The sequence below is a fragment of the Clostridium sp. UBA2485 genome (assembly GCF_002341865.1).
GTDB lineage: Bacteria > Bacillota > Clostridia > Clostridiales > Clostridiaceae > Clostridium_J.
In genome coordinates this window covers 25,230-40,010 of the sequence record NZ_DDOV01000003.1, presented here as the reverse complement: position 1 = coordinate 40,010, position 14,781 = coordinate 25,230, and the positions used below count along the sequence as shown (strand labels likewise).

Annotated in this window: 19 protein-coding genes; 17 read left to right on the top strand and 2 right to left on the bottom strand. The window is 29.1% G+C overall.

Features of this window, described 5'->3' with window-relative positions:
- Positions 1-184 precede the first annotated feature (184 nt).
- The 3 genes from uppP (at position 185) to B3603_RS00325 (ending at position 2,221) form a co-directional block, all read left to right on the top strand.
- Positions 185-1,012, top strand: a complete 828-nt coding sequence (gene uppP, locus B3603_RS00335) for an undecaprenyl-diphosphatase UppP (protein WP_291559430.1) — start codon at positions 185-187, stop codon at positions 1,010-1,012.
- Between the two features lie 176 nt (positions 1,013-1,188).
- Complete coding sequence (locus tag B3603_RS00330; protein ID WP_291559427.1) at positions 1,189-1,572, top strand: YbaN family protein; 384 nt, start codon at positions 1,189-1,191, stop codon at positions 1,570-1,572.
- A gap of 241 nt (positions 1,573-1,813) precedes the next feature.
- Complete coding sequence (locus tag B3603_RS00325; protein WP_291559425.1) at positions 1,814-2,221, top strand: hypothetical protein; 408 nt, start codon at positions 1,814-1,816, stop codon at positions 2,219-2,221.
- Positions 2,222-2,369: 148 nt separating this feature from the next.
- On the opposite strand, the gene B3603_RS00320 is transcribed toward B3603_RS00325, so the two are convergent.
- Both B3603_RS00320 and B3603_RS00315 read right to left on the bottom strand, forming a co-directional pair.
- Entirely contained in the window at positions 2,370-2,816 is a 447-nt protein-coding gene (locus B3603_RS00320) for an ImmA/IrrE family metallo-endopeptidase (protein WP_291559423.1), read from the bottom strand.
- A gap of 161 nt (positions 2,817-2,977) precedes the next feature.
- Entirely contained in the window at positions 2,978-3,385 is a 408-nt protein-coding gene (locus tag B3603_RS00315; protein ID WP_291559421.1) for a helix-turn-helix domain-containing protein, read from the bottom strand.
- A gap of 267 nt (positions 3,386-3,652) precedes the next feature.
- On the opposite strand from B3603_RS00315, the gene B3603_RS00310 reads away from it, so the two are divergent.
- The 14 genes from B3603_RS00310 to B3603_RS00245 all read left to right on the top strand — a co-directional run bounded on the left by B3603_RS00310 (position 3,653) and on the right by B3603_RS00245 (position 14,777).
- On the top strand, positions 3,653-4,201 hold the full coding sequence (locus tag B3603_RS00310; protein WP_291559419.1) for a sigma factor-like helix-turn-helix DNA-binding protein: 549 nt from the start codon (positions 3,653-3,655) through the stop codon (positions 4,199-4,201).
- 1,072 nt (positions 4,202-5,273) lie between these two features.
- Positions 5,274-5,690, top strand: a complete 417-nt coding sequence (locus tag B3603_RS00305) for a phage tail terminator family protein (protein WP_291559417.1) — start codon at positions 5,274-5,276, stop codon at positions 5,688-5,690.
- A gap of 2 nt (positions 5,691-5,692) precedes the next feature.
- Positions 5,693-6,760 (top strand): phage tail sheath subtilisin-like domain-containing protein, encoded by a 1,068-nt coding sequence (locus B3603_RS00300; RefSeq protein WP_291559415.1) that lies wholly within the window; start codon positions 5,693-5,695, stop codon positions 6,758-6,760.
- Between the two features lie 12 nt (positions 6,761-6,772).
- A complete protein-coding gene (locus B3603_RS00295; RefSeq protein ID WP_291559412.1) occupies positions 6,773-7,195 on the top strand; it encodes a phage tail tube protein in 423 nt (140 codons plus the stop codon).
- A 12-nt stretch (positions 7,196-7,207) separates the two neighbouring features.
- Complete coding sequence (locus B3603_RS00290; RefSeq protein ID WP_291559410.1) at positions 7,208-7,615, top strand: phage tail assembly chaperone; 408 nt, start codon at positions 7,208-7,210, stop codon at positions 7,613-7,615.
- Between the two features lie 11 nt (positions 7,616-7,626).
- The gene (locus tag B3603_RS00285; RefSeq protein ID WP_291559408.1) at positions 7,627-7,797 is read left to right on the top strand and encodes a hypothetical protein; all 171 of its coding nucleotides are present in this window, start codon (positions 7,627-7,629) and stop codon (positions 7,795-7,797) included.
- A 199-nt stretch (positions 7,798-7,996) separates the two neighbouring features.
- The gene (locus B3603_RS00280; RefSeq protein WP_291559406.1) at positions 7,997-9,988 is read left to right on the top strand and encodes a phage tail protein; all 1,992 of its coding nucleotides are present in this window, start codon (positions 7,997-7,999) and stop codon (positions 9,986-9,988) included.
- 10 nt (positions 9,989-9,998) lie between these two features.
- The gene (locus tag B3603_RS00275; RefSeq protein WP_291559404.1) at positions 9,999-10,646 is read left to right on the top strand and encodes a LysM peptidoglycan-binding domain-containing protein; all 648 of its coding nucleotides are present in this window, start codon (positions 9,999-10,001) and stop codon (positions 10,644-10,646) included.
- Complete coding sequence (locus tag B3603_RS00270) at positions 10,643-11,620, top strand: XkdQ/YqbQ family protein (protein ID WP_291559402.1); 978 nt, start codon at positions 10,643-10,645, stop codon at positions 11,618-11,620. The genes B3603_RS00275 and B3603_RS00270 overlap by 4 nt, the downstream gene beginning before the upstream one ends.
- Position 11,621: 1 nt before the next feature.
- The gene (locus tag B3603_RS00265) at positions 11,622-11,969 is read left to right on the top strand and encodes a DUF2577 domain-containing protein (protein WP_291559400.1); all 348 of its coding nucleotides are present in this window, start codon (positions 11,622-11,624) and stop codon (positions 11,967-11,969) included.
- The gene (locus B3603_RS00260) at positions 11,966-12,406 is read left to right on the top strand and encodes a DUF2634 domain-containing protein (RefSeq protein ID WP_291559398.1); all 441 of its coding nucleotides are present in this window, start codon (positions 11,966-11,968) and stop codon (positions 12,404-12,406) included. The genes B3603_RS00265 and B3603_RS00260 overlap by 4 nt, the downstream gene beginning before the upstream one ends.
- Positions 12,399-13,463: a baseplate J/gp47 family protein gene (locus B3603_RS00255; RefSeq protein ID WP_291559396.1), complete on the top strand. Its 1,065-nt coding sequence runs from the start codon at positions 12,399-12,401 to the stop codon at positions 13,461-13,463. Before B3603_RS00260 ends, B3603_RS00255 begins: the two co-directional genes overlap by 8 nt.
- On the top strand, positions 13,453-13,998 hold the full coding sequence (locus tag B3603_RS00250; RefSeq protein WP_291559394.1) for a YmfQ family protein: 546 nt from the start codon (positions 13,453-13,455) through the stop codon (positions 13,996-13,998). The genes B3603_RS00255 and B3603_RS00250 overlap by 11 nt, the downstream gene beginning before the upstream one ends.
- 11 nt (positions 13,999-14,009) lie before the next feature.
- Complete coding sequence (locus B3603_RS00245; protein WP_291559392.1) at positions 14,010-14,777, top strand: hypothetical protein; 768 nt, start codon at positions 14,010-14,012, stop codon at positions 14,775-14,777.
- Positions 14,778-14,781 lie beyond the last annotated feature (4 nt).

Sequence of the window (14,781 nt, the reverse complement as noted above, 5' to 3'; positions counted from 1 at the left end):
TTACATAACAATTATAACACATAGCCTAAAAGGATTTACATTAGTCCAAAAAGAAAATGTCCAGTAAAATTTATGATGATTTAAATAAAAGATTACATTTTAATTAAAAAACTTACCAAAATATTTTTAAAATGATATAATTAATGGAGTTTTTATTAAAAGTAAAGATTAACGAGGTGAAAAAATGTCGATTATAAAAGCTATAATTATGGGGATAATACAAGGTGCTACAGAATTCTTACCAGTAAGTTCATCTGGTCATCTTGTTATATTTGGAAAATTATTAGGTATAAATGAACCTAATAACACTTTTGAAGTATTACTTCATTTAGGTACATTAGTGGCCATTTTTATTGTATATCACAAAGATGTAAAAGAAATGATTATCGAATTTTTCGGAATGATAAGAGACTTATTTAAGGGTGAATTTAATTTGGACAACCCTTATAGAAAACTTGTTGCACTAATTATAGTTGCAAGTATTCCAACAGCTATTTTAGGATTTGCATTTCAAGATACCTTCGAATCATTGTTTGGTTCAGTTCTACCAGTTGGTATAGCATTGCTTATAACAGGAACATTACTATATGCTTCTGACAAGATTAGAGAAGGAAAGAAAGATGAGAAGAGAACAAACTTTAGAAATGCAACAGTTATTGGAATAGTTCAAGGATTAGCAATAACTCCAGGAATATCTCGTTCAGGTTCAACAATAGTTACAGGATTATTTTTAGGATTAAAAAGAGAAATGGCTGTTCGTTTTTCATTTTTAATGTCTATACCAGCAGTATTAGGAGCATTACTTTTAAAAAGTAAAGATATTATAGAAGCTGGTGCTGCAACGGAGGGAGTATTTCTTCAATATGGTATTGGAACAGTAGTTTCAGCTGTTGTAGGTATTCTCTCAATTAAATTACTTGAAAAAGTAGTTTTAAATAAAAAATTCCACTACTTTGCTTACTACTGTTGGGCTGTAGGAGCAATAGCTATTGGTGCATTTATATTAGGATAATAGAAATTAAAGGTGCTTATTTTTATAAGTGCCTTTTTATAATTTTGTAATTAATTAGTCCTTTAGTTTATATTTATATAAAAAAATGTAATTTCAATCACATAAAAGTATAGAAAAATATGATATTATAATGATAATCAATTTCAATGTTTTTAGTGATTTAGGGGGAAGAGTTTATGATTAATGTTAACACAGTAAAAAAATATGTATTAATTGGATTAGGCTTTTTATCTTTAGGACTTGGAATAGTAGGAATTGTTCTTCCTATATTGCCTACAACTCCATTTTTACTTTTAGCTTCTTATTGTTTTGCAAAGGGGTCTAATAAATTTCATACTTGGTTTATAGGAACTAAAATATACAAAAATCATTTAGAGGATTTTGTAAAAACAAGAGCTATGACATTAAAAAATAAATTATCAATTTTATGTACAGCTTTTACAATGTTAATAATTGCATTTATATTAAATGATAATTCATATGTTAGAAGTCTTATAATAGTCCTTTGCGTAATTATGGCTTATTATTTTAAATTTAAGATAAGAACTATAGAAGATTAAAGTTAAGCATTTCTTAATCATAAAATACATTTTAGATAATAAAATAATATGAGAATATTTTCAAGAAGAATATCAATAAGATAGAAATATTAAAAATACTAGTTAGTATAGTATTTTTAATATAGATTTGCAATTAATCACATATTTTATTCTTAAAAGAGATGAAGATAGCTACAATTATTAAAATATCTATAGTCTGTTAGTGCAAGCTTAAGGATTATTTAAAGATAAAGGTGATTATATGGAAAAAGAAGATAAGAATAAACATGACAATAATGATAAAAAAAATGATAAGAATATTATAGTTTGTATAATAGGTACTGAGATAGTTACTAGTATAAATAATGTGACATTATTTATTCAATATGGAATAACTGAAAGGTTTTTTATTATAATTTTATTATATTGGATAGAAAAGTACAAAAATAATTACAATATTAATGAGTTAAACCAGCAGACAACAGTTCAAAGCAAAAAACCTTCAGTATATTTCGTAAGTGTCTCATATCTTCCTACTATATCCTCCGAAAGTTATATATTAGCATTACCAATAACGGAAGAGGAATTTATAATTTTTTTAGGAGTGGCTTTTGCCTTCAATCAAATTGTAGAAGAACCAGAAGAAGTAGTAGCGCCAGAAATAAGGTAGTAAAAATTATATTATTAAATATATAAGTCATAGAAATATATATTATATACGAGAGATGAAATAGTTTGTTACATATATCCAAATCACCTTAATTGAAGAATTTAAAGTTGCTTATAATAAAAAATCGTGACAAAGTCACGATTTTTTATTATAGTTTATCAGATAATTGTTTACAACAATCTAGTGGAAGGTTTAAGCTACTAGCAATTTGCTCAATAGTGAAACCATTATGTTCAATATGATCTGGGTTAATATTTAATAGTTTAAAGGCAAAGTAGTTTGCTTGACGTTCTAATTTTCCTATATTAATAAGGTTGTTATTATAGGCAGCTGTAGTAATATGAACATGAATAATTGCATGAGCAAGTTCATGGGCTAAAATAAACTTTTCATAGTTTATATTCAAATCGTTTCTTATAAAAACTACTTCCTTATTAAAATGATTTCGATTATATAATGCATCATTGCCTTTTAATAATATGTTATTTTTATCTAGTTTTATTATTGTTATTTCTAAATTATCATAAATCTCATAAATATCATTTGTGTCGTATAGATCAACTATTCCTAGCACATATTCATCAAGCCAAGACACAGTATCCCCTCCAATTCCCTAATAAAGCATCTTAAAAATAACTATTTAGTATGTCATATATTTATTATATACCTATCTGTTGAATATTAATTTTTCTATGAACAAAATATCATAAGAAAGTTTAGGTAGTTATTTTATCTAAGATGCATCAAAATATAACATTATTTTTTATATTTATAGCTTATAAGTTGCAATTGCCTGAGTAATTCATTGGCGAAATCCATTATTTCAGCATCACTCATTTTGTTTATATCAAATCCACCAAATCCCATGATTGTTGGTTGTTCTAATATAAATTTTATAGCTTCTTCTGGTGTAGAGAATCCCAATGAAGAATTATGTACTTTATTATTAATATTATTTTTATCATTATCTGATTTAAAAAATTCGTCAACAGATACGCCGAGAGCATCTGCAATCTTTTGAAGAGTTTTTGCAGTTGGATTTCTATCATCTTTATTAAGAATATCACTTATAGTAGACTGTGCAACACCAGATAACTTCCAGAGCTTATATGCAGATATATCCTTTTCTTCCATAACCTTAATTAATCTTTCTTTATTAAACACCGAACTCACTCCTAAAATATACTTCGATATATATAAGTATACAATATATTAGAATATGGATATATGTCAAGAAAATAGAAGAAAAATTAAGTAAAATAAATATATTTTGGAAAAATACTTCAATAAAAAGATATATACTTATTGATTACTTCAATAAAAAGATATATATTATATATTAAGAACAATACTTCTATAGAAAGATATACGGGAGATCAATTAATAAAAACTAGAAATATAAGAAATAAATAATTAAGGGGTTGTGGTAATATGATAGATATATTAGATATGGAAAAGTTAATAAAAGAAAGTGTGCAAATTACTGTAAGAGAAGCGTTAATAGTTTTAGAAAAGGAAAAAGAAAAAAGTGCTAAATTAAAAAGGGATAGAAGACTAAGAAATACTGCTTTATTGCTTAGAAATTATATTAATTTAAAAGAACATTTTAATAATGCAATATATACTAATTCACAAATTGAAGATGAGGATCCAATAGAAATATTAATGGAGTGTGATAGTTTTGAAGAAGATTTATATATAAACTCCATTAAAAGAACACATACTAGAACAAAAATAATAGTAAATCACATAGAAACTATACTGAGTTTTTACAAGTATAGGGCACTTAAGAGTAAAGATGAAAGTGCTGAAAGGAGATATGAAGTAATAGAGCTGTTATACATGGAAGGTAAAACTTATGAAGAAGTAGCAGAAGAACTAGGATACAGCGAAAAGACTATATCTAGAGATAGAAAAAGAGCAATTGAGGAATTAAGTGTACTATTGTTTGGAATAGATGGACTAAAGCTAGAAGTTTAAACAATGGAGAATTGACAATTGACGATGGAGAATTATGGTTGAAATTAATTTTGTCAAATTAATTTCTTAAATAGATTTTAGCTAGCAATAAGATTGCTAGCTTTTTACTTCAGTGGAGGGTTCCTCTGAGGTACAGTATAATTCTGAGCAAATATTCACAAATGTAACTAGAAAATAGGAGATAACAATTAATAGAAGTCTAAAAGACTTTAATAAAAGTAACGGTGTCACTTAAGAAATAAATTTAAAACTTCTCCAGTAAAGGAGAAGTATCCACAATTGTCAATTGTCAATTCTCCATCCTCAATTGATGAAATTGTCTAAAGCATGTCATTGTAAGTACAGTATAGAAATAGTAAAATGATATTGTGATAAAATATATTAAGGCGCTTAGAGAAATCTAAGTGCCTTTTCAATTCACAGGAGAATAAAGGGAAGTTTAAAATAAATCAATTATAAATTTCTAAGCTAACTGAGAAATATCCAAAATTGTGAATTGTGAATTTTGAATTAAATGAACTTGTCTAAATCATGTCCTTGTAAGTACCATATAGAAATAGTAAAATGATATTGTGATAAATTATCTTACGGCACTTGGAGAAATCTAAGTGCCTTTTTCATTAAGAAACAGTTATGCAATAGATAATTGAAAATGAACGATTGACAATTATAGATGAAATTAATTTTAGTAAATTAATTTCTTTAGATAGATATTTATATAGAAGTGACTGTGTCACTTAAAGAAAATTTTAAACTTCTCCAGTAAAGGAGAAGTATCCAAAATTGTCAATTGTCAATTCTCCATACTCAATTGCTGAACTTGTCTAAATCATGTCCTTGTAAGTACAGTATAGAAATAATAAAATGATAGTGTGATAAGTTATCTTAAGGTGCTTAGAGAAATCTAAGTGCCTTTTTATATATAAGGTATATGCCTAAAAAGCTGGTTATTTTGTAAATAGCCAGCTTTTTATTTTTGAAAGGAGGTGAGAGCTATGAAGCTATATATATCACAAGTAAGTGGCTACACTTGAGTGAAAATGAGAAAGTTCATATTGGAAGGAGATTAAATATGATTGTGCTTTATGATGTAAGAATGGCAATCACTGAAGCTTTAGAGAAGGAGAGTTTTCAAGTTGTAGAAAATAAAGATGGCTTTGAAAGTCCAGCTTTTTTTGTAGAATTAGTAAATTCAACTTGTAAAAAAAAGAGAAAATCATTACAGGAAATATCTGCAATCTTTAACATAAGATATTTTCCAAAAGAAGACTCACATAGTGAATTTGTTCAAATAGTAGATAGGCTTAATTCATTATTTGATACTACTCTTAAGGTTAAAGAAAGCTATGTGATGGTTAATAAGCTTACTTTAGAAGTAAAGGATGATATACCTAATTTTAAAGTTGATATAAGCTATGAGCAAATTATTGCAGAGGAAAATATAAAAGATCAAAAAATAAATGAAATTCATTTTAGAGGAGGAATATAGTTATGGGATTACCACAAATTAATATTGCATTTAAAAGCACTGCTTCAACAGTGATAAAAAGAGGAACTAGAGGAATAGTTGCATTAATATTAAAGGACAAAGTTTCAAAAATACAAATTGAAAGATTAAATGGAGTAGATGAAATACCAAAAACTATTAATGAAAATAATAAAAAGCAGATAGAGCTAGCTTTTATGGGAAGTGTAAATTCAGCTAAAAAGGTTATAGCACTTATAATTCCTGAGGAAAGTGAGAACTATACAGAAGCATTAACATTATTAGAAACAATAAAATTTGATTATTTAGTTGTTCCATTTATAACTAATGAAGATGCTGTTAAAATTGCAACTTGGATAAAAGATATGAGAAGTAATAAAGATGTAAAAGTGAAAGCAGTTTTACCACATTGTGCTGCAGACAATGAAGGTGTTATTAACTTTGCTACAGACAATATTAAGGTAGGAAGCAATCTATATACAGCTTCTGAATATTGTTCAAGAATAGCAGGTATGTTAGCAGGATGTCCACTTAATATAAGTGCTACTTATCAGCCATTACCAGAAGTAGAAGATGTTCCGCACTTATCTAAAGAAAGCTTTGATGAAGGAATTGATAGTGGTAAATTATTACTTCTACATGATGGAGAAAAAGTAAAAATAGCAAGAGCAGTAAACAGCTTAGTAACTACAAATGCAGATAAAAGTGAAGATTTTAAGAAAATAAAATTAGTTGACATGATGGATTTAATAGTTAGTGATATAAAGAAAACCGCTGAGGATAATTTTATCGGAAAATATGCTAATAACTATGATAATAAGATTCTATTAATGTCATCAATTCAAAGTTATTTAGAAGCATTAGAAATTGATAACTTACTAGACTTAGGAAAAAATAAGGTTTCTATAGATATAGAAACTCAAAAAAATTATCTTAAGACTATAGGTATTGATGTTGATAATATGAATGAACAAGAAATTAAGGAAGCAAATACTAAGGATAAAGTATTCCTAAAAGGATTAATTAAAATAACTGATGCTATGGAAGATATAAATTTAAATTTCGTTATATAGGGGGAAGTATATATGCTAGAAACAAAGAGAGTTATTAATGGATCGTTTGGAGAAATGTGGCTTGAAGGAGATTATGTATCAGAAGCCTTTGGACTTCAGGCAAAAATAGAGGTAAAGAAAGAAGTAGTAAAACGTTGTGGATATGGTGGAGAAGATACAAAAGTTGTAGGCTGGGCAGGAAAAGGTACGGTTAAACTTAACAAAATCAGCAGTCGTATGGGAAAACTTATAGGTGAAGCTATTAAAGAAGGAAGAGATATTAAATTTACTATTATATCTAAATTGGCTGATCCAGATGCTTTTGGATCAGAGCGTATAGCTATAAAAAATATGTCTTTTGACGATTTAACATTAATTGACTGGGAATCAGAAAAACCAGGTGAATTAGAGTGTCCATTTACTTTTTCAGACTATGAATATTTAGATCAAATATAAGGGGGAAATTAAGTGAGTACAATAGATTTATTATTAAAAGTAGATACCAATAAACTTTTTAGACCAGAAAAACAAGTAGAAATAAAAAGATTATCAGAGCTTGCAGGTGAGAAGGTAGTATTCACATGCCAAGCTTTAAATGCCAGTGAAATTGAGGAAGCAACTAATAATGCTCTTACTATAAAAACTGATGGAGAAGTAGACATAAAAAATAATGATATGCAATTATTTGTTCTTTTATCAGGAGTAAAAGAGCCAAATTTAAAATCTAAAGAACTTAGAGAATATTATGGATGCTTAACTCCAAAGGATTTAATAAATAAATTATTATTGCCTGGTGAAGTGTCTCATTTATATAATACTATAAATGACCTTAGTGGCTTTGGTAAAGGGCAGGTAGAAGAAATAAAAAACTCATAAACTCTGACCATATGGTAGGCATGATATATTATTACTGGAAGACAAAAGGTATATGGCCAGATGAGTTTTATAATAAACCTCTAGGTACTAGAGTTCTCTTAGCAGCCTTTTATGAAAAAGAACTAGAGGAAAAAATGGAAATATTAAAAAATGAAAATATTATGGCTGTGAAAATTGTATAGGAAATTTTCACAGCTTTTTATTTAGACATTAGATATATGAGATAATTATAATTCTAAAATTGAAAATTATAATTTAGAAGAATATTTATAATTTTATTATTAAAAATCACCTTTAGCAACAAGAGTAGCTTGTATTAATTCTAAAGGTGATTTTTATATTTCCCTTATTTTAATAATTTTAATAGAGGGTGGTGATAATTTGACAGAATCAAATAGAATTAATATAGTGTTACAAGATAACTATACTGCACCATTAAAAGAAGCCATTAAGTCTACTGCTAAATTTGAAAAGCAAATATCTAAATTAAGAAGAGAATTAAATAAATTAGAAGGAAAAAAAATATCCATTTCCATATCGCTTAGAAATAAAGATATTCTTAATGCTAAAAACAGAATTATAGAGGCTTTGAGCAATTTAGAGGTTAAAGCTAAAATTAAGGCTGAATTTCCAAATGATTTAAAGACAAAATTACAAGGAGAACTAGATCAAATACAAAATCTTACCATAAATGCTGCGCCAGTATTAGCATTACAAAATCAACCAGGAGGTTCTATGAACTCTATTGGTTCTCCGCCAAATGTGTTAGGAAATAGTAATAATATTGCATCATCTGTTCCAAAACCTAAAAATATAGTGTTCAAAGCAGTAGATAAAACTAAAGCCGTTTTAGGGTCAATAAAAAACAATATTATTGGTATCAAAAAATTTGCTAAAGATATTGTATTAGGTGATGATGCAAAAGCCGCTTTTAATGCTACTATAGGATCAGCTATGCAGGGAGAGCAAGAGAAAGTAGCTATGAAGCATTTTATAGGGATTAAAAATAAGGACAAAAGCAAAGAAGAAGTTTCATCTATTACAGATAATTATATGGAAGCTTTAAAAGCTGAAGCTGGGAAAAGTCCTTTTGATCCAAATGACATTATAACCTCAGGCCGTAAAGCATTAAGTATTGTAAATGGAGATACAGATAAATCAATTGAGCTTGTTAAATTAGCACAAGATATGGCAGCAGTTAATCCAGGAAAATCTGCAGATGATGCTATGAACGCATTAGCTTCGATGAGAGCAGGAGATTTTACAGCAGCAAAAGATTTTGGTTTTGAGTATTCAATGAATGAGTACAAGGCATTAGTAGGTAAGGGGTCAAAAGAAGATTTAACACAGGATGAAATGACAAAAGCTTTCGATATGCTTCTTAAAGATAAAGCAACGGTACAGTTTGCTGGAGGAACAGAAGAATTTAGTAAAACTGTTACCGGGCAATGGGGGCTTATAACAGGGAGTCTTCAAGCCATGGGAACTAACTTTGGAACCGCTTTTTTACCTTTAATAAATGAAATATTAGGACCTTTAGCTCAATTATTAGGGAATAATACAGAAGGTTTTTTACAATTTGGACAAAGAGCTGCAGAAGCTGTCAAGCATGTTGCAGGTAGTATAGGAATGTTTTTATCTCCTGCTATTGAATGGATCAAAACTAATCTTCCAGCTATTCAAACTACAGTTGGTAACGTATTTAATGGAATAATTACATTTTTACAGCCTGTTATGGCTATATTTGGAAGTGTATTTGATATAATTGGAGCAGCAATACAAAATTTTGGACCAATTGCATCAGAAATTTCTGAGACTATCATGAGCAGATTAGGAGAACTTCTAGAATGGTTAGGTCCCAAAATAGATTGGCTTAAGGAATTGTTTATTAGTTCTATGCCAATGATATCTGATGCAGTACAAATTGCTTGGGATGTAATAAATCCAGCTTTAGGTTTAGGTATAACTGTATTTAAAGGTATTGAGGATGCTGTTAAGGCAGCTATGCCTATAGTTCAAGATATACTAGAAAAGGTATGGTTTGTTATTGAACCTATAGTAAATGGCATAGGAAGTGCTTTTGGGCGCGTTTTTGACCTTGTTAAAAAGATAATGGGAGCTCTGGGATTCAATGTATCAGGTATGGAAGAACCAAAAGGATATGCTACAGGGCTTCCAAGAGTACCTTATAATAATTATCCTGCATTACTTCATGAAGGAGAAGTGGTCCTAACTAAGAAGGAAGTAAATCAAGTTCAAAACAGAGGCAGCAACAATTTTAATATGTCATTTAATATAAGTGGATCTTCAGATCCAAACTTAGTAGCAAAACAAATAGTTAATGAAATAAAACAAGCAGCGTTTAATATTTAGAGGTGATATTATGGAATTTTGGATAATTCAAGACAATGATAAATTAATGTTCCCAGTAATTCCTCCATCCTTTGAAGTAGGCTCTGGTACTTTAAATAAAACTGTAAATGTAGAGCAATTAGGTGAAGTGACTTTTTTAGCAAAATCACCTCCTAAAACTCTAAAAGTATCTAGTTTTTTCCCAAGTCAAGAGTATAGTTTTGCTTCATATAAAGGCTCACCAGAACCTTATGAAGCAATAGAGCTTATTAACAATTTTAAAGAAAATATGAAACCAGTAAGATTTATAATAACTGAAACTCCTATTAATAGCTTATTTTCTATAGAAAACTTTAGCTATTTAGAGCAAGATGGAACTAGAGATGTTTATTTTACATTAGATTTAAAAGAGTACAATCCAATAAAAGTTCCATCAAAGATAGTAGGAAAGCACGGTTATAGTCATGATAAGGTCAATATGAAAGGCGCCAATAATATTGCATCTACTGTAAGACCAGTAGATGTAAAGTCTAAAACCTATACAACTAAAGTAGGGGATACATTTCCGCTAATATCGAAAAAATTTACTGGAAATAGTGATAATTGGAGAGAGCTAGCAGAAAAAAATGGATTTAAAGGCAACTTTAATTTAAAGCCAGGAACGGTGATAAAATTATGATAAAAGTTTATGCACTATATGATAGGTGGGTTGTTACAGAAATAACCCCAATGATTAAATCTCTATCTTTGACTGGAAGTATAAGCCAATGTGCCAGAAAACTTACGGGAACTATAACGTATCCTATATTTGATAGAAATCATGATAGAACTCAAATAAGACCTAACACTGTAGTTTGGGTAGTAGATGATAGAGGTGTAGAAATTTTTAGAGGAATTGTTTTTGATAGACAGTTAAATAGCAGCGAAGAACTTACCTTTAATGCCTATGATTTTTTAATATACTTTACAAAGTCTAAAGGGTCCTATAATTTTAATCAAATAACAGCTGAAGACATAACAAGAAAAATATGCAGTGAAGCAGAGGCAAAGGTAGGGAATATAGCTAAAACTGGAGTTAAAATTAGTGATATTCCTCAAAATACTTCTTTTTATGACATCATAATGAGAGCTTACACTAAGGCTAGAGATAAAACTAACAAATGTTATATCCCAATGATGAATAAAGACCAATTTAATTTAATTGAAAAAGGTAAGCTTATTGATGGATTAGTTCTTGAACCTAATAAAAACATTATAAGTTGTAATTATGATGACTCAATGGAAAATATGATTAATAGAGTGAAAATCTTTGATGAAAATAACAACTTTTTAACTAAGGTAGAAAATCAAAAGAATATAACTATGTACGGAGTTCTGCAAGAAAGCGTTACAAAAAATGATGATGGATATATGGATAAAGCAAAGCAAATGTTGCAGGATATAGAAAGTAATGTAAATATAGAGGCATTAGGAGATATTAGATGTATTACTGGATATGCAGTAAAAGCTAAGATATGGTATGTAAGTGCTTTAGTTGACTGTATATTATATATTGATTCTGATACTCATACATTTGACTTTGCATCAAATCAGCACACTATGAGTCTTACAGTAAGTCTACAAAATAAAATGGATTTAAAGGAGGGAAATTAAATTGAGTGATTGCTATGGAGAATTTATAAAACTAATTAGAGATCAAGGCAAATATTTTAATCCCCCTTCTGTAGAATTAGGTGAAATTATTTCTACAAGCCCCATTTCCATTAAAACAAGTGATATTACCCTTAGTAAAGAAAATTTATATATAAGCGAACATCTACTTAAAGATAATATAGAAATAAGTTTTAATGGAGAAGTTAAAATTGAAGGTTCAGCTAAAAATGTAAGCATAGATAAGAAAAAAATTGACTTTGGTAAAACTTTAAAATCTGGAGATGGTATAGCACTTATAAAGATTAGTAGTTCTAAATTTTTAGTATTATGTAAGGTGGTGAAACTGTGAGCATTTTTCCAACATTCACCGATGAAGATATAAAGGTTATAGAAGAGGTTGAAAATGAATTAAATACTAATGAGGAGATTCCACGTGAGTATGCTTGGGACTTTCAAAAAAATGAATTTATCTTAAAGGATGGTAAATTTATAGTAGTGGAAGGACTAGAAGCTCTTAATATATGGATAAGAAAGGCATTAATTACAGAGAGATATAGATATTTAGCTTATACTACCGACTATGGTAGTGAAATTGAAAGCTTAGTAGGGAAAAATTATTCTAAAGAACTTACCAAGTCGGAAATAAAAAGATTTTTAAAAGAGGCTTTAGAAATTAATCCACATATCAAAGGTATAAGTGATATTGATGTTCTAAGCTACAAGGATAAAATAACAGTGAATTTTAAAGTAGAAACAGATTTAGGGGAGGTTAAGGTAAGTGTATAGTGAAAATGAGAAATTAATACTTGATAGAATGATGAAAAAAGTGCCTTCAGATATAGATAAATCTGAAGGTTCATTTATTTATGATGCCCTTTCTCCCATTTCCTTAGAACTTATGCAAAGCAAATTACAGCTTGATGAAATACTAAACAAGGTGTTTGCAATAAAAGCTGCTGAAAATGGGTATAGTGAAGAGTTAGAATTAAAGGCTAAAGAATTTGGAATCTATAGAAAAATTGGAATAAAAGCTAAAGTAAAATTGACCATTGAAGGAAGTAAAGATACTTTAATACCTAAAGGAAGTATCTTTCAAACAGAAGGTGGGCTTAGGTTTATAACCACAGAGGAGAGTATTATAAAAAATGATAAAACCTTTGTGGAGGCTATGGCAGAAGAAGTTGGAAACAAATATAATGTACCAGCTAAAATTATAAATACTATTCCTATTTCAATTTCAGGAGTAAGTGCTGTTATAAATGAGGAAGGAGCAACTGGAGGTATCAACATTGAAAGTGATGAAGAACTTTTAAAGAGATTGCTGCTTAAGGTTAGACTTCCAGCTACCAGTGGAAATATTCATCATTATAAATTATGGGCACTTGAAGTAAATGGAGTAGGAAATGCAGTGGTAATACCACTTTATAAGGGGCCTGGAACAGTTAAGGTAGTAGTTATGGATAACAGCAATAAAAAACCAAATGAAGATTTAATAAATTCTGTACAAGAATATATTAAAGCCCAAAGACCTATAGGAGCAGAAGTGGATGTAGTTGGAGTGGAGGAAATACCTATAAATATCAAGGTAAAACTGCAATTAGCTAGCTATGCAAACCTAGAGGAAGTAAAAATTCAAATAGAAAATGCTGTAACTAAGTATCTAAATACCTTAGCTTTTAAAGATCCACTTATTAGATATACAAGAATAGCAAATTTACTACTAGATATTCCTCCTATCATTGATTATAGTGAATTAACCATCAATGATGGAACTTCCAATATAGAAATTGACACAGGGGCAGTTGGAGTTTTGGGAAAGGTGGAGATAGAAAGTGAAGCTTAAAAAATATCTTCCCTCCTTTATAGGAAATTCTAAAATATTTTCTAAAATTTATGAAATCGAACAAAGTGAAATTGATGATTATAACAATTTAATTGAAGATTTGGTAAATCAATGCTTTGTTGAAAAAGCCACTTGGGGACTTAGTTTATGGGAAGATTTTTTAGATATAAAAGCTAACCTTTCTTCACCAGAAGATTTTAGAAGAAGCTCCATAAAAGCAAAACTAAGAGGTCAAGGTGTAGTTACAGTAGAGCTCGTAAAGAACGTAAGTGAAAGCTTTTCCAATGGGGAAGTTGAAATTACTGAAAATATAGAACCTTATACCTTTGAAATAAAATTTGTAGGTACAAGAGGTATTCCCCCTAACTTAGAAGGACTTAAAAAAGCCATAGAAGATATCAAACCAGCTCACTTATCTATAAAATATAAATTTACTTATATGACCTGGGATGAGTTTGAATCCTACAATAGAACTTGGGATCAATGGGAAGAACTAAATTTAACCTGGGATGAATTTGAAAAATATAGAGGATAGAGGTGGAAGTAATGTCTAGTGAAAATAAAACTCCAAATTTAGAGTTAAATCAATGGAATGGTAATGAATATCCTAAAAGAACAGACTTTATTGAGGATAATAAAAAAATAGATGAAGCCTATAAAGAACTAAAAGATGCTGTACAAAAAGGTGGAAAAGTAGCCAGTGTAAACAGCAAAACTGGTGATGTTATCTTAAAGGCTGAGGATATTAAAACAGCAGCTGGTATAACCGTTGAGAATAAATTAAACGAACTTTTTCAATTTGCCGATAATGGTAAGAAAAATATAGCTTCTGTTATCGGCTCCCCACTAAGTAGTAGTGATACCTTTGATAGTTTGAAAAGTAAAATACAGACTATGAAAAACACCTTTGCTAGTAATTTGACTGCAAAAGGACAAAGTAGTAGTGGTAGTGATACTTTAAATAATTTAATTAATAAGATACCTAATATTAATGTAGGAAAGAAATGGGCAACTGGTACGCCAAATGGTAACCCTTTCACTGTATCGAATTTATCATTTAAACCTTCATATATAATAATATATCAGAGATATACTTCACCATATGGCGGCAGTTCAATATATGAAAGAGTATTAGTTGGTACACCAGAGAATGAAAGTTTGATGATAGGTGGTTCTGGTTCATTTGATTATGGTAGTATAGGAGGGGGTAGCGCTAATTCATCAAGGTATACAATAATTGATGATGGATTTACTGTGAATAGTTCTTTTTCAAGTACTGGCTATTTGAAAACTCTCTATATATGTTTTGAATAAAATA

Excerpts from the sequence above, each read along its gene's own strand:
- B3603_RS00310 (WP_291559419.1), top strand. The coding sequence starts at position 3,653 with ATGATAGATATATTAGATATGGAAAAGTTAATAAAAGAAAGTGTGCAA.
- B3603_RS00325 (WP_291559425.1), top strand. The coding sequence starts at position 1,814 with ATGGAAAAAGAAGATAAGAATAAACATGACAATAATGATAAAAAAAAT.
- B3603_RS00295 (WP_291559412.1), top strand. The coding sequence starts at position 6,773 with ATGCTAGAAACAAAGAGAGTTATTAATGGATCGTTTGGAGAAATGTGG.
- B3603_RS00245 (WP_291559392.1), top strand. The coding sequence starts at position 14,010 with ATGTCTAGTGAAAATAAAACTCCAAATTTAGAGTTAAATCAATGGAAT.
- uppP (WP_291559430.1), top strand. The coding sequence starts at position 185 with ATGTCGATTATAAAAGCTATAATTATGGGGATAATACAAGGTGCTACA.
- B3603_RS00275 (WP_291559404.1), top strand. The coding sequence starts at position 9,999 with ATGGAATTTTGGATAATTCAAGACAATGATAAATTAATGTTCCCAGTA.
- B3603_RS00330 (WP_291559427.1), top strand. The coding sequence starts at position 1,189 with ATGATTAATGTTAACACAGTAAAAAAATATGTATTAATTGGATTAGGC.
- B3603_RS00270 (WP_291559402.1), top strand. The coding sequence starts at position 10,643 with ATGATAAAAGTTTATGCACTATATGATAGGTGGGTTGTTACAGAAATA.
- B3603_RS00305 (WP_291559417.1), top strand. The coding sequence starts at position 5,274 with ATGATTGTGCTTTATGATGTAAGAATGGCAATCACTGAAGCTTTAGAG.
- B3603_RS00285 (WP_291559408.1), top strand. The coding sequence starts at position 7,627 with ATGGTAGGCATGATATATTATTACTGGAAGACAAAAGGTATATGGCCA.
- B3603_RS00300 (WP_291559415.1), top strand. The coding sequence starts at position 5,693 with ATGGGATTACCACAAATTAATATTGCATTTAAAAGCACTGCTTCAACA.